Source organism: Lutimonas halocynthiae, assembly GCF_030409835.1.
Taxonomy (GTDB): domain Bacteria; phylum Bacteroidota; class Bacteroidia; order Flavobacteriales; family Flavobacteriaceae; genus Lutimonas; species Lutimonas halocynthiae.
This window is the reverse complement of sequence record NZ_JAUFQO010000001.1, coordinates 468,560-483,266: the sequence shown is the minus strand read 5'-3', so window position 1 is coordinate 483,266 and position 14,707 is coordinate 468,560. Positions and strand designations below refer to the sequence as shown.

Below are 14,707 nucleotides of genomic sequence, written 5' to 3'. Positions count from 1 at the left end.
TATACATAAAATTGTAGAGGACTAAGACTCTTCAGAAAGGATGAATGCCCCGTCTTTAGAGGTATCATGAAATATTACACCTGCTGCTTTTGCCGATTTCTTCCAAAGTGACTTATAGGTTTGGTAATTTGAACCATCAGCTATGATTACTGAAGGATGTATCTTCATTAACAATCGATTCAAATTTATTTTTGGCGATTTAATCAATACAAGAATATCTGGTTCAAATCCAAAATCTGTTTTTATCGATTCATGATCAATCACCATGATGTGTTTATTTTGAAACTTATAAAAATGCTTTATCCCCTCTGCATGATTCAAGGTCAAATTCAAATGTTGCGTACTGTAATCTTCTATCTTCTTCTCAAAATGCACCGTTCCATTCTCAGGGCTTGCATAAATAGTAAGATCATTCCCTGATCTCTTAAAAAACAGGCTTTCCTTATATTTATTGAACACCATAAAATTTGATTTTGATTGACCCATCTTGTACTCAAATAACAAAAAAGAAAAAATAACCATACAACAAAAGCACAGTTTAATAAGCTGCTCAATTGATCGAAGTTTAATGAATTTGACTATATAATAGATGAGGATATAGCAAAGTATAACCAGAAAAAGATTAAAGTAAATACCGCTATATATTAAGATTTCTATATTTCCGATTAAGTCAATAACCCTATTCATTGATTCAATCAAGTAACTGTAAATTCCTACATACATTTTTGGTAAGTAATTGATTTGATCTAAAAATATCATCATATATCCCCCTCCCAAAACAAGGCCTAGTATTGGAATAACAATCAAGCTAGACAGCATGAATGCACCTGAAAAGTGGTGAAAATAATACAGGCTTAAAGGCAAAATTCCAAGCTGAGCAGCTAAAGAAACTACAAAAAGCGCCCAAAAATAACGCAGTAATTTATGTTTTGGCGTCCATAGGTTTTTGATAATTGGACCAATCCCAATAATAGAAATAAGGGCAACATAGCTCAACTGAAACCCAAGATCAAAAATAAAAAGAGGCTCAATTAATAAAGTTAAAAACAGCGATACAAATAAGTAATGATTAAGATTTGACGATCGTCCTGTAACAATTCCTATAGATAAAATGCTGAACATTAAAACAGATCGAACCACTGAAGGCGACAGTCCGGATAACAAAGCAAAAAACCATAAAAACAGCAGCAGTAAAAAGAGTTTGGCTTTTTTACCATGCTTGATTTTTTCAATAGGCTTCAGAATTATATTTAATATCATCAACAAAATACCAATATGTAAACCAGATATGGCCAGGATATGCATAGCACCGGCATTCTTATACTTTTCAGTTATTTCTTTAGCGAGATCATTCTTTCTCCCTAATAATAAGGCTTCGATAATCATAAACTCTTCAGGAGAAAAGTCTTGTTTGACTAATGATCTTAGCATCTGCTCTCTTAGCATCAAGGCCTTCGATCGAATACCCATTTGTTCATCTTTGGCCACGAAAAACTCCCCATTATCTAAAGTTAATTGATAAAATAGCCCTTTCCTTCTGGCGTATTCTTTAAAATTAAATTCTCCTGGATTCAAGGGCTCTTTAAACCTTAACAGCTTTTGAGCAGTGACTAGTACCTCATCTAATTGCAATGGTTTCAATGAATCTTTATTAGCGACTCTTATCATTATTTTACCCTCTGACCTCAACCGATTGACTCCAATAATTTCTCCCAAATAACTCATGTAAAAATCATTGTTTTTTAACTTTTCAAGAATTTTAACTTCTAATAATGAACCCTGTACATAATGATTTGAAAAATGAGCCCTGATATGATGAGGTTTTGACCTTGTGCTGATTGTGATTCCCAAAAAAGTCATTAACAAAAATGAAAGAATCACAAATAAATATGGGGGATTGAATGATTTATTTTCCGTTAAATAGGCAATAATCAAGGCAGAAAATAATAAAATTATAACTACAGAAATAAAGACAAATGAAAAGTCAAAAAAAAACCAATGGCTATGCCAATTATTAGAAAAAAAGAAAAATGTAAGGGAAGAAATTTTAAATCGATCAAGACAAACTCGTTTCCGATTTAATTGTTTTATTTTCGTTTATGTAAACATTTATTCATTGAATAAAATACCTAAAATTTCCTTTCGCCAAATCAACAAACTGGCAATTCCTGCTATCATCTCAGGAATTGCTGAGCCCCTGTTGTCGATTACTGATACTGCGATCGTAGGATATATTGATCTTAATCCAACACAAGCTTTAGCTGCAGTAGGAATTGCCGGTTCGTTTATCTCTGCCATCGTTTGGATACTGGCCCAGACAAGATCGGCTATTTCAGCTATCATAGCACAATATTATGGCGCTGATAATTTAAAAGACATTCAACAACTTCCAGCTCAGATAATTGCAATTAATGTTGCGCTTAGTTTTGTAATTTATGGATTAACCGTTTTTTTTATTCAAAATATATTTGAATTGTACAATGCCAGTGGTTTGATCCTTGAACAATCAGTCTCCTATTACAAAATTAGGGCGATCGGTCTTCCTTTTACGCTTTTTGTTTTTTCAGTATTCGGTGTTTTCAGAGGCCTTCAAAATACGTTTTGGCCCATGATCATAAGCATTATAGGAGCATCTTTAAATATCGTACTCGATTTTATTTTGGTTTTTGGCATTGAAGATTACATTCCCGCACTTCAAGTTGAAGGAGCTGCATGGGCCAGTGTTATTGCACAAGGAGTGATGACAATAATGGCGCTCATTCTTTTGCTTACCAAAACCCCTTTTTCCTTAAAATTAAATTTCCCTTTTCATCCTGAGATCAAACGATTGCTATCCTTAAGTTTAAATTTAATTGTAAGGGCTCTATCCCTTAATCTTGCCTTGTATTTAGCAAATGCCTATGCAACGAAATATGGAGCAAACTTTATTGCTGCCCAAACCATAGCCTTCCAAATATGGCTGTTTTTTGCTTTTTTTATAGATGGTTATGCGAGTGTAGGAAGTATTATGTCAGGCAAATTTTTGGGTCAAAAAAATTATTCGCAAATCTGGAAGCTAAGCCGTCAACTTAATGTTTACACATTTGTAGTCTCAATTTTTCTCGGGAGTATGTGCTTCATCTGGTATAAAGATATCGGATTACTCTTTAGCCAAGATACTGAGGTGCTTTCTTTGTTTTATAGCATATTTTGGATTGTCATCATCATGCAACCGTTCAACGCTGTAGCATTTGTATTTGATGGTATTTTTAAAGGATTAGCCGAAGCCGTTATCCTTAGAAATACGCTATTGGCATCAACCTTTTTAGGATTTATACCTGCCCTGCTTCTCGGTGATCATTTTGATCTAAAACTATACGCCATATGGATCGCGTTTTTTGTGTGGATGCTGCTGCGTGGTGGCATACTCGTAGTCATTTTTAATAAGCGATTCTCACCAAAACCGCTAACATGATATAAGTTAGGTTTTTAGACGTTTTCATTGACTAATTTTATCAAAAATTTTAAGCAAACAGTCATGAAAAAATTACTTTTCCTTCAGCTTACTTTAATTAGCCTTTTCATTTCAACAACGGGCATAGCCCAAGAAATAAGTCCATATATACTCGTTGGAGAAAGTCCTAATTCACTCGAAGACACTGAAAAAACTATCAATGATAAGATGCGAGCAGCAGGATTCGAGATTATCGGGCAATACCATGTCGAAAACAACGAAACACTAAAAGTAATTGTGTATACCAGAGCAGATTTAAAAGAAATTGCTTTGAAAATAAAAGATAGAGGCGCTTTAGCGGCTGCCTTAAAAATAGGACTCAAAAGCGACGGTCCTGGAACCACCATCAGCTATTTAAATCCGGAGTATCTTTTCCAGGCCTATTTTATGAATTCCTATGACAGTCATAGCAAGGGACTTGAAAAAATAGCAACAGACGTCGCTGCAGCACTTTCTCCTTTAGGTGATAAAAACACTGGTTTTGGAGGCGCCATGACGGCTGAAGATTTGAGAGAATACCATTATAAAATGATGATGCCCTATTTCACAGATCCTGTCGAATTACAAGAGTTCAGTAGCTTTGAGGAAGGCCTAAAAACAATAGAAAGAAATTTGAAATCAAAAAAAGGCGGAACCGAATTGGTTTACAATCTTACATTTCCAGAAGAAAAAGTGGCTGTATTTGGTATTGGATTTTTGGATGACGAAAAAGGTGAAAAATATTTTCTTCCTATCATTGGAGAGACCCATCTTGCTGCTTTACCTTATGAGATAATCCTTCAAGGTAATACTGCAACAATGTTGCATGGAAGGTATAGACTCGCGTTGCACTGGCCCGAATTAACCATGGGAACTTTTATGAAAATCAGAAATACACCTGGTGACATTAAAGATGCATTCGAAGGCTTGTGTGAATAGAAGAACGCTTTTAAATAAAGGTTGCTTTTTTATTCTTTCTAAGAATATTTAATGATCAATTTTGCGGTATTAGCACTTGCTCCTTTGCCGCCTAAGACTTGTTCGAGTTCGTAATAATGGTCAAACATTATTTCTCTTTCCTTGTGATCAAGAATTTTGAACAATTCATTCTCAAGATTGGTTTCATTGAATTCATCTTGAATCAATTCGGTAACCACTTCTTTATCAAGAATAAGGTTGACAAGAGAAATGTATTTTACATTTACCAGCCGTTTGCCTATCTGGTATGAAATTTCATTTCCTTTATAACACACTACTTCTGGAATTTTAAAAAGAGCCGTCTCAAGGGTTGCTGTTCCTGAAGTTACTAATGCCGCAGAAGAAACAGATAACAGATCATAGGTCTTATTCTCTACGATGGCTACATTCTCATCTTTCAAAAATGTCATATAAAAAGAGAGTTCTTGGCTAGGCGCCCCGGCAATTACAAACTGATGATCCGGAAATTTAGGCGCCATTTGGAGCATTACGGATAACATCTTAGTTATTTCCTGCTTTCTACTACCAGGTAAAAGCGCTATGATTGGTTTGTCATTTAAGCCATTATCTTTCGCAAATTTTGCAGGGTTTATTGGCTTCCTATTTGCTATGGCGTCCAATAAGGGATGGCCGACAAAATGTACCGGAAATTTATGTTTGCCTTCATAGAATTCCTTTTCAAAAGGAAGAATTACATACATTTGATCAACATCTCTTTTAATTTTGCTGATCCTGTTTTCTTTCCAGGCCCAAATCTGTGGGGAAATGTAATAATGAACCGTGATCCCATTCTTTTTAGCAAATTCTGCTATCCTTAAATTAAATCCCGGATAATCTACTAATATCAATACATCAGGGGCGTATTCAAGTAAGTCTTTTTTACAATATTTGATATTACTCAATATTGTTCTAAGGTTCATCACTACTTCGGCAAAACCCATAAAAGCAAGATCGCGATAATGCTTTACCAAAGTTCCGCCAACCGCCTGCATCAAATCTCCTCCCCAAAACCTGAATTCAGCATGACTGTCTTCAACTTTTAAAGATTTCATCAGATTTGAAGCGTGAAGGTCACCAGATGCCTCCCCTGAAATAATATAGTATTTCAATATTTTCTAATTTTAATTTCTATCCTTTAGACTATAAAAATTTACTGACTAAAATCAAAAAAGCGACAAAAAAACTAGCCAGTAAAACGCCTCTTGCACGCAAATCCTGTTTCTTTTTCAAAAAGATGAAAAACACAAATAGGTTCGGAATAGCTGCTAAACCAAGCACTTTTCCATATAGGTTTCCTTCGTCAAGGATTTTTAATGTTTCATCAAAACTATACGTAGATACAAACTCTACATAAATATAAAACCCAAAAGCCGTAGCGACCAGCCCAATTGCGAAACCAATTAATATTTCTTTTTTCATTACAATTTCCAGTTATTTAAAGCAGGTAAAAAATGATGCGCCGTTAGATCGAATCCAACCGGCACCACCGCAATATAATCATTCTCCAGGGCCCACACATCAGTATCCTCTCCATTATCCATGTTAACAAACTTACCCGTTAACCAATAGTACTCTTTCCCTTGAGGGTTCACCCTTTTATCAAATTCTTCAACCCAATTAGCTCTTGCTTGTCTGCATATCTTAACTCCCTTAAATACTTCAGTGTCAATTTTTGGAAAATTTACATTTAATACGACGCCATCAGGAAGGCCTCTTTCAATGACGTTAAGTGCTATTTTTTTTACCTCAGCTCTGAGGTTGTCAAAATTAGCATTCCAGGAATAATCAAGAAGAGAAAATCCAATGGCCGGTATACCTTCTATACCAGCTTCAATAGCGGCACTCATCGTGCCTGAATAAATTACATTGATAGAGCTGTTTGCACCATGGTTTATGCCGGATACACAGAGGTCAGGTTTTTTATTCAAAATCTCACTAATCGCCATTTTAACGCAATCAGCTGGTGTTCCCGAACAACGATACTCCAATTGAGGTCCATCATCTATGGTTACTGCATCACAATAAATCGTTGAATCCAAAGTTATAGCATGACCCATTCCGCTTTGTGGACTGTCAGGAGCAATTACAATTACATCTCCAATTTCATTCATTACGGAGATTAAAGTTCTTATTCCAGGTGCTGTAATGCCATCGTCATTTGTCACCAGAATCAAGGGCCGTTTTTGCATAATATTAGAATTTAAAACAAAAATAAAACTTTTGGCGTTACCGTCTCAGTTTTATGTTTAACATTTAATTATGAGCCAAATCACTAATTATTAGCTACTATTGTGTTCTGTTTTAATGAAATTTGCAGACATTTGTCAGAATTGTCGTTAATTGCGTAACGAAAAATGCGCTTTTTAGTATATTGTGTGATAGATGAGAACCCTATGCAGCGAGTAAATGAATAAAATTTCCCTCTTTATGAAGAAACAGTATAAAATTATTTTACCCATCATAATTGTGGCCGGAATGTTATTTGGATTTCAAATAACGAATAAACCAGATCCGGAAAAGGATAAAGTATTAATTGGATTAGTGCGTTATGCCTTAAAGCAAGGTCATTATGAACCTCATTTGATTAATGATGATTTTTCTGAAAAAGTCTTTACTGATTTTATAGATGCTTTAGATCCTTACAAACGCTTTTTTGTTCAAAGTGATATAGAAGAATTTTCCAAATATAAAACGTTGATAGATGATCAGATCAAAAGTGAAGATCTTACATTTTACAATGTGGTGATGGAAAGGTTTGATCAAAGGGTCCTTGAATCTCAAAATTATTATAGAGAGATTCTTCAAAAACCTTTTGATTTCAATAAAGAAGATAATTTTGATGTTGACTACGATAAAAAGGAATATTCCCTTAATCAAACAGCACTCATTAAAAATTGGCATAAGCAATTAAAAGTAAGTACTTTATCAAGATTACATGAAAAGATTCAACTTCAGGAATCTATGGCCAATACCGATGAATCAAGTTCTGAAGAAACAGAAGTTCCAGCTGAGGAGGCTGTAACGCTAAAGTCTTTTGAAGACCTTGAAATAGAATCACGTGAAGCGGCTTTGAAAAGTCTGGATGATCTTTATACCTTAATGTCTGAACTGGATGATACAGATTGGTTTGCCATCTTTATCAACACAATGACAATTCAATTTGACCCGCATACAAATTATTTCGCGCCGAAAGATAAAAAGCGTTTTGATATTAGTATGGCTGGAAAATTGGAAGGAATTGGAGCCCGTTTACAAAAAAGAGACGACTATACGCGCGTTGCGGAGCTGATTTCAGGAGGACCTGCCTGGAGAGGTGGAGACTTAGAAGTGGGAGATTTGATCTTAAAAGTGGGTCAAGGTGAAGAATTACCTGTAGACATTGTTGGGATGAGACTTGATGATGCTATTGAATTCATAAAAGGAAAAAAAGGAACAGAAGTTAAACTGACTGTTAAGAAGATAGACGGTTCTGTTGAGGTGATATCAATTATTAGAGATATTGTTGAATTAGAAGAGACTTTTGTAAAATCTAGTTTGGTAGAAGTTGATAACCGTAAGTTTGGTTTGATTAACCTTCCAAAGTTTTATATTGATTTCAATGAAAGAAACTTCAGAAATTCTGCTACAGACATGGAGCAGGAAATCGCAAGACTAAAAGAAGAAAACGTTGAAGGTCTGTTAATTGACCTTCGAAATAATGGAGGTGGTTCTTTAAAAACTGCAATAGAAATTGCAGGTCTCTTTATAAGTGACGGCCCTGTTGTTCAAGTTAAGTATCGCGGTGAAAAACCAAATATCAGATCTGACAAGGATAAAAAAATCCAATGGGATGGCCCATTAGTAGTATTGGTAAATGAATTAAGTGCTTCTGCATCTGAAATTTTTGCTGCTGCTATGCAAGACTATAACAGAGCTGTTATCATAGGGAGTAAACAATCCTTTGGAAAAGGAACGGTTCAAAACGTTCTTCCATTGAACAATTACTTTAAATACGATAAAGATTTGGGTGCATTAAAAATGACGATTCAAAAATTCTATCGTATCAATGGTGGCTCAACTCAATTGAAAGGGGTTGTTAGTGACATTGCTATGCCAGATAAATACACTTATTTTGAAATTGGTGAGCGCGACGAAAAAAATCCGCTAAGTTGGGACAAAATTGAACCAGCTGAATATACGCCTCTTGATGTTTATGAAAATTTCCATGCAGTAGTTAATGACAGTAAAAAGAGAATTGGTGACAATCCTCATTTTATAATTATTGATGAAAACGCGAGGTGGTTAAAAGATGGACGTGATAATACGATAGTTAATTTGAACTATGAGAAATTTAAAAAGGAAATAGAGCAAAGAGAAGAAGAAAATAAAGCTTTTGGCGACATTGCGCTTTATGAAAGTAATCTAGAGTTTGACTCTCCTACTTACGAAGTACAATTAATGGCTCAAGATTCAATCCTAGCTAAAAAGAGAGAAATCTGGCATAATAGCTTAAAGAAAGACATCTATGTAGAAGAGGCCTTGACTGTACTTTCAGAATTAGAAATCAACAAAAATCTAGTTGTTAAAAACTAGATTTTGAAAACATTTTAAAAGTCCTTATCGAACTCTATATGTTTGCTAAGGACTTTTTTTATTTCTTTTCGTAAATATTTTAAATTTGCGACAAACTAATACCAAATAAGCGTCTTTGTTCAATCGTTTTAAAATACACTTACAGGAAAGTTTCCCTGAGCTAAGAAGCAAAAAATTACTACTTGCTGTTTCTGGAGGAATTGATAGTATGGTCTTATATGATTTGCTTATCAAACTAGACTATGACCTGTCTTTAGCCCATTGTAATTTTAATTTAAGGGGAGACGCATCTGATAAGGATGAAGCCTTCATAAAATCAGAAGCAAAAAAAACCCAGAGTCATTTACATTTGATAAACTTTGATACCATAGCATATGCCCAAAAGGAAAAGACTTCAATTCAAATGGCAGCCAGAGCACTTCGATATAACTGGTTTGATGATGTTTTAAAAGAGGGCGGCTATGATTTTCTCTTAACAGCGCATCATGCTGATGACAATGTAGAGACATTTATGATCAATTTATCCAGGGGAACCGGGCTAGAGGGTCTTACGGGCATTCCAGAAAAGACCAGAAATATCAGAAGGCCTTTGTTGCCTTTCTCAAAGGATGACATTCACATTTATGCTAAAGACCAACAAATTAAATGGCGTGAAGATCTCAGCAATGAGGATAATAAATACCTCCGAAACAAAATTCGAAATGAATTAGTGCCCATTTTAAAAGAAATAAACCCCTCTTTTTTACATTCCTTTAATACTACAATCAACAATCTGCAAGGCACAAAAGAAATTGTAAATGACAGCATAAAGCAGATTCATAAAAGTGTAGTCGAGAAAAATGAAGACAATTCTATTATAACTTTTAATATCAATGCGCTTTTGAAATTCTCTGATAAGCCTTCTTATCTTTATGAAATTTTCAACCCTTATGGGTTTCAACAGATAGAAGATATTATTACGCTTCTATCAGGACAATCCGGAAAACAGGTGCTGTCAAAAACACATCGTTTGGTAAAACATCGAGAGCAACTCTTGCTAAGTCAGGTGCAAACCAAAAATATGGCTGCTACTATTCATCAGGTCGATGAAACTGATAAGTTATTTCAGTTAAACGATATTTCGATTCACTTCGAAGACCTAACCTCTACTAACTTTGAAGGCCTAAATTATAGCACGGATACGGCACATTTTGATAAAAATCTGTTAACATATCCCTTATACGTAAGAAAATGGGAAAAAGGCGACTACTTTTACCCAATCGGAATGAAGGGCAAAAAAAAGCTGAGTAAATTTTTCAAGGATGAAAAATACTCCCTTTTACAAAAGGAAAATATTTGGTTACTTTGTTCAGGTTCAGATGTGATCTGGGTGATTGGAAAGAGAATGGATGATCGCTATAAGATTACCGATAAAACTATACATATTATAAAAGCAACTGTACAAACATGAAATTCATTTCAAAGTTATTCATTTTCATATTCCTTATCGGATCAGTAACTAACGCACAGATTCATAATCCGGTTACCTGGAGCACTTCCGTTGAAAAAATAAACGACTCCGAGTTTAATCTTTTGATCACAGCGGGTATTGAGGCAGGGTGGCATTTATATTCCCAAGATGTACCTGAAGGAGGGCCTATTCCAACCACGATTAAAATACCGGTAGACGATAGTAAATACCAGCTTATTGGGAGCGTTCAAGAAGGGAAAGGGCATGAAGAATATGATAATGTCTTTGATATGGACATTAAATATTTCGAATCTCAGGCAGTCTTTAAACAGAAGATCAGGTTATTAAGCAGTGAAAAACTGACTATTAACGGCGTATTGGAATTTATGGTTTGTGATGATACCAATTGCCTGCCACCTACAGAAGTTGATTTGACTTTCGAAGTTGAAGGACTTGGAGCAGAACCCCTAAGCGATGAAGCGCTTACGAGCACTGAGAACTCATTCCTTCAACAAAGCAATATAGCCGATGAGTCTGAAGACCAAGCTAAAACTATAAGTCATGAGAAAATTGTAGGTGAAACCAAAAAAGAAAAAAGGAAAAGTTTATGGACATTGTTCATCTTAAGCTTCTTTGCTGGCTTTGCCGCACTTCTAACACCTTGTGTTTTCCCAATGATCCCGATGACGGTAAGTTTCTTTACCAAACAAAGTAAAACCAGGGCTATCGGTATTCGGAATGCGATTCTTTACGGAGCTTCCATTGTTATTTTATATGTCTTTCTAGGCACAGTTGTAACCTACTTTTTCGGAGCAGATTCTTTAAATGCATTATCGACTAATGTATGGTTCAATCTGTTATTCTTTCTATTGCTCGTGGTTTTTGCAGTTTCCTTTCTGGGAGCATTTGAAATCACATTACCAAGCAGTTGGGGTACCAAAGTAGATTCTCAGGCAGACCGAGGAGGTTTAATCGGTATTTTCTTTATGGCACTGGCATTAGCTATTGTTTCATTTTCTTGTACCGGGCCTATAGTAGGAACGGCATTGGTTGCAGCTGCAGCACAAGGAGGTACGGCACCCATCATCAGTATGCTTGGTTTCTCATTGGCTATTGCCCTTCCTTTTTCATTATTCGCCGCTTTTCCTGGCTGGATGAATTCGCTTCCCAAATCAGGAGGTTGGTTAAATACAGTAAAAGTTTTCTTAGGTTTCCTAGAATTGGCACTTGCTTTCAAATTCCTTTCAAATGCAGATTTAGTTTTGCAAGGTCACTGGCTTGAAAGAGAGGTTTTTATAGCCATTTGGATCACCATATTTGGAGCATTGGCACTTTATTTATTTGGCAAGATTAAATTACCACATGATTCTGACTTACCATTTATTTCAGTAGGTCGGTTAAGTTTAGGGCTCATCGTTATGTCATTTACAATTTATATGATTCCAGGACTATGGGGAGCACCATTAAAATTGATAAGTGGATTTCCACCACCGATGCATTATAGTGAATCATCGTATGGTGTTGGTTATACCAAGCTAAGTGATGGAGGAGCAGGTAGCACACTTGAAATTCCGGAAGATGCGCATTTAGGCCCACATGATATCATCTCATTTTATGACTATGACAAAGGAATGGCTTATGCTAAGAAAGTCAATAAACCCGTCATGATCGATTTTACCGGGCATGCCTGTGTTAATTGTAGAAAAATGGAGGAAAGAGTTTGGTCTGATTCCCGCGTTTTGCAGGTACTGAAAAATGATATTGTTTTGATCTCCCTATATGTAGATGATAAAAGAACCTTGCCTGAAGAGGAGCATTATACTTCTGCGATCAATGGGAAAAAAGTAACTACTATTGGCAAGAAATGGAGTGAATTTCAAATCAATAAATACAAGGCAAATGCTCAGCCATATTATGTATTGATTGACCTTGAAGGTAATAATCTCAATGCGTACTCAGCCTACAACCCTGATATTGATACTTATTTGGCCTGGCTTCAAGAAGGAATTGGAAATTTTAAAGAATAGCTCTTTTAAATTATTGGTACAAAATTTGATATATTGGCTTTCATCTATAAATTTTATTTAATAAAAGCCTTTGAGAATATGAGGATGCAGTATATCAAAAAGATATTACCCATTTTCCTTTTGCTGTTTTGTTTGTCTGCATCCGCACAGAGCGGAGACAACTCGTTTCAGCCCGGAGAGTTTCTTAAATATAAGATTCACTATGGCCTGTTAAATGCTGGTTTTGCTACTGTCGAATTAAAGGAAGATCATGAAAAGAGCGATTCTCTTATTCATTCTGTCGGCAAAGGGTGGACAACAGGGATGGTCGGCTTTTTATTCAAAGTTGAAGATACTTATGAGAGCTATTTTAGCGCAGCGAACATAAAACCAAATCATTTTATAAGAAAAATTAATGAAGGTGGTTACACCAAGGATAAAGAGGTGTTTTTTGATTTTGATAAAAAAGAAGCCCGAGAGGTTAATCATAAAAGAGCGACGAAATCATCTTATTTCATTGAAAACGATGTTCAAGACATGTTATCCTCATTCTATTATATGAGAAACATCGATTTTTCTCAGTTGAAAGAGAATGATTCAATTGATGTTAATATGTTTTTTGATGGTAGAATGAATCCAATTAAGGTGGTTGTTTTAGACCGAGAAATAATAAAAACTGATTTCGGAAAGATTGATGCGATTAAAATAAGGCCCTTGGTTTTGAAAGGGAGGGTCTTTAAAGATGAAGAAAATGTAACGCTTTGGATCAGTGATGATGAAAATAAAATTCCGCTAAAAATAAAAGCTTCCTTGCTTATTGGCTCTGCAAAAGCTGAATTAATTCAATATTCTGGATTGGTTCATCCCTTTCCTTGATTTTTTAACGCTTCTTAGTGCCATTTATTTAACAAATTCGATAAATTTGCAGCGTTGTAAGAAAATAATTCAAACGTGAATAGAAGCATATTATTAATTCTGGCTTTCATCCTTCTTTATTCTTGTCAGAAAGATGTTAAAGACATCTCAGAAATAGAAGCAGTAGAAGAGGAAAAACCAATAATTTTTGAGGAGTTTGGATATATTCTAAATGACTATAAGGTTATTAAAGACACGATTCAAAGTGGAGAAAGTTTTGGCGAGATCCTTGATAGACACCATATAGATTATCCCGAGATATACAAGATAGCCACTGCCGCCAGAGATACCTTTGACATTAGAAAATTACGCGCTGGCAAACCCTATACCATTTTAGCTAAGAATGATTCAACGGAGCGTGCCCAGGTTTTTATTTACCAGCCCAATAAAGTTGAATACCTCATCGTTGATTTCACTGACTCTATACATACCAAATTTGGTCATAAAGAAGTGAAAATCGTTGAAAAAATGGCCTCTGGAATTATTGAGTCTTCCTTGTCAGAAGCTATTGAAGGACAGAATTTAAATTATATTCTTGCTCATGAAATGAGTGATATTTATGCCTGGACCATTGACTTCTTTCATTTACAAAAAGGGGATCAATTCAAATTGATTTATGAAGAAAAATATATCAACGACACTATTCCTGTAGGGATAGGAAATATCAAGGCCGCCTATTTTGTGCATAAAGATAATCCTATCTATGCCTTCAATTTCATTACAGACTCTACTAAAAACATCAACGATTATTACGATGATAAAGCTAAAACACTGAGAAGACAGTTTTTAAAATCTCCCATAAAGTTTAGTCGTATTTCATCAAGATATAATCTCAAAAGAAGAATCAAATATTACGGAAACAAAGTAAGGGCGCATAGAGGTACAGATTTTGCCGCTAATGTTGGAACTCCTATAATGAGCACCGCTAACGGTACCGTAATAGAATCAAGATACAAAGGAGGTAATGGTAATTATGTCAAAGTAAAACATAATTCAACCTACAGCACTCAATATTTACACATGAAGAAACGCGCTGTTAAAAAAGGTGCTTATGTAAAACAAGGAGATGTTATTGGATATGTTGGTATGACCGGAAATACTGCCGGACCTCATGTTTGTTATCGCTTTTGGAAAAACGGAAAACAAGTTGATCCATTTAAACAAAAACTTCCTTCTGCTGAACCAATTAAAGAGCATCTAAAGGGTGATTATTTTACCTATATAGCTCCGTTAAAACAAAAACTAGACGACATCCCTGACAGTTATATTGAAACTGAGGTTGCCGCTAATCTGCTGGCTCAATAAAAAACACTT

General features: G+C 35.2%; 11 protein-coding genes. 7 read left to right on the top strand and 4 right to left on the bottom strand.

Translation table 11 applies throughout. The features are described 5' to 3' along the window. Positions 1 to 21 precede the first annotated feature (21 nt). Positions 22 to 2,046, bottom strand: a complete 2,025-nt coding sequence (locus QWY87_RS02150; protein ID WP_353959153.1) for a ComEC/Rec2 family competence protein — start codon at positions 2,044 to 2,046, stop codon at positions 22 to 24. Between the two features lie 70 nt (positions 2,047 to 2,116). Between QWY87_RS02150 and QWY87_RS02145 the strand changes: the two genes are divergently transcribed. Both QWY87_RS02145 and QWY87_RS02140 read left to right on the top strand, forming a co-directional pair. Beyond that, entirely contained in the window at positions 2,117 to 3,454 is a 1,338-nt protein-coding gene (locus tag QWY87_RS02145; RefSeq protein WP_290287733.1) for an MATE family efflux transporter, read from the top strand. Between the two features lie 63 nt (positions 3,455 to 3,517). After that, positions 3,518 to 4,411, top strand: coding sequence for a hypothetical protein (locus QWY87_RS02140; protein ID WP_290287732.1), 894 nt, complete (start codon positions 3,518 to 3,520; stop codon positions 4,409 to 4,411). Between the two features lie 38 nt (positions 4,412 to 4,449). Here QWY87_RS02140 and lpxB read toward each other — a convergent pair whose 3' ends face one another. The 3 genes from lpxB to surE are packed head-to-tail and all read right to left on the bottom strand — an operon-like array spanning position 4,450 to position 6,639. Then, entirely contained in the window at positions 4,450 to 5,559 is a 1,110-nt protein-coding gene (gene lpxB, locus QWY87_RS02135) for a lipid-A-disaccharide synthase (protein ID WP_290287731.1), read from the bottom strand. A gap of 31 nt (positions 5,560 to 5,590) precedes the next feature. After that, positions 5,591 to 5,869, bottom strand: coding sequence for a hypothetical protein (locus QWY87_RS02130; protein ID WP_290287730.1), 279 nt, complete (start codon positions 5,867 to 5,869; stop codon positions 5,591 to 5,593). After that, on the bottom strand, positions 5,869 to 6,639 hold the full coding sequence (gene surE, locus QWY87_RS02125) for a 5'/3'-nucleotidase SurE (protein WP_290287729.1): 771 nt from the start codon (positions 6,637 to 6,639) through the stop codon (positions 5,869 to 5,871). The genes QWY87_RS02130 and surE overlap by 1 nt, the downstream gene beginning before the upstream one ends. 238 nt (positions 6,640 to 6,877) lie before the next feature. Here surE and QWY87_RS02120 point away from each other — a divergent pair, with 238 nt between their 5' ends. The 5 genes from QWY87_RS02120 to QWY87_RS02100 all read left to right on the top strand — a co-directional run bounded on the left by QWY87_RS02120 (position 6,878) and on the right by QWY87_RS02100 (position 14,698). Then, the gene (locus tag QWY87_RS02120; RefSeq protein WP_290287728.1) at positions 6,878 to 9,022 is read left to right on the top strand and encodes a carboxy terminal-processing peptidase; all 2,145 of its coding nucleotides are present in this window, start codon (positions 6,878 to 6,880) and stop codon (positions 9,020 to 9,022) included. Positions 9,023 to 9,137: 115 nt separating this feature from the next. Continuing rightward, a complete protein-coding gene (gene tilS, locus QWY87_RS02115) occupies positions 9,138 to 10,472 on the top strand; it encodes a tRNA lysidine(34) synthetase TilS (RefSeq protein ID WP_290287727.1) in 1,335 nt (444 codons plus the stop codon). Then, complete coding sequence (locus QWY87_RS02110; RefSeq protein ID WP_290287726.1) at positions 10,469 to 12,499, top strand: protein-disulfide reductase DsbD family protein; 2,031 nt, start codon at positions 10,469 to 10,471, stop codon at positions 12,497 to 12,499. Before tilS ends, QWY87_RS02110 begins: the two co-directional genes overlap by 4 nt. Before the next feature lie 33 nt (positions 12,500 to 12,532). Beyond that, positions 12,533 to 13,354, top strand: a complete 822-nt coding sequence (locus QWY87_RS02105) for a DUF3108 domain-containing protein (protein WP_290287724.1) — start codon at positions 12,533 to 12,535, stop codon at positions 13,352 to 13,354. A gap of 75 nt (positions 13,355 to 13,429) precedes the next feature. Then, positions 13,430 to 14,698 carry a M23 family metallopeptidase gene (locus QWY87_RS02100; protein WP_290287723.1) on the top strand — a complete coding sequence of 423 codons (1,269 nt, stop codon included), beginning with the start codon at positions 13,430 to 13,432 and terminating at the stop codon, positions 14,696 to 14,698. The last annotated feature ends 9 nt before the right edge of the window (positions 14,699 to 14,707 follow it).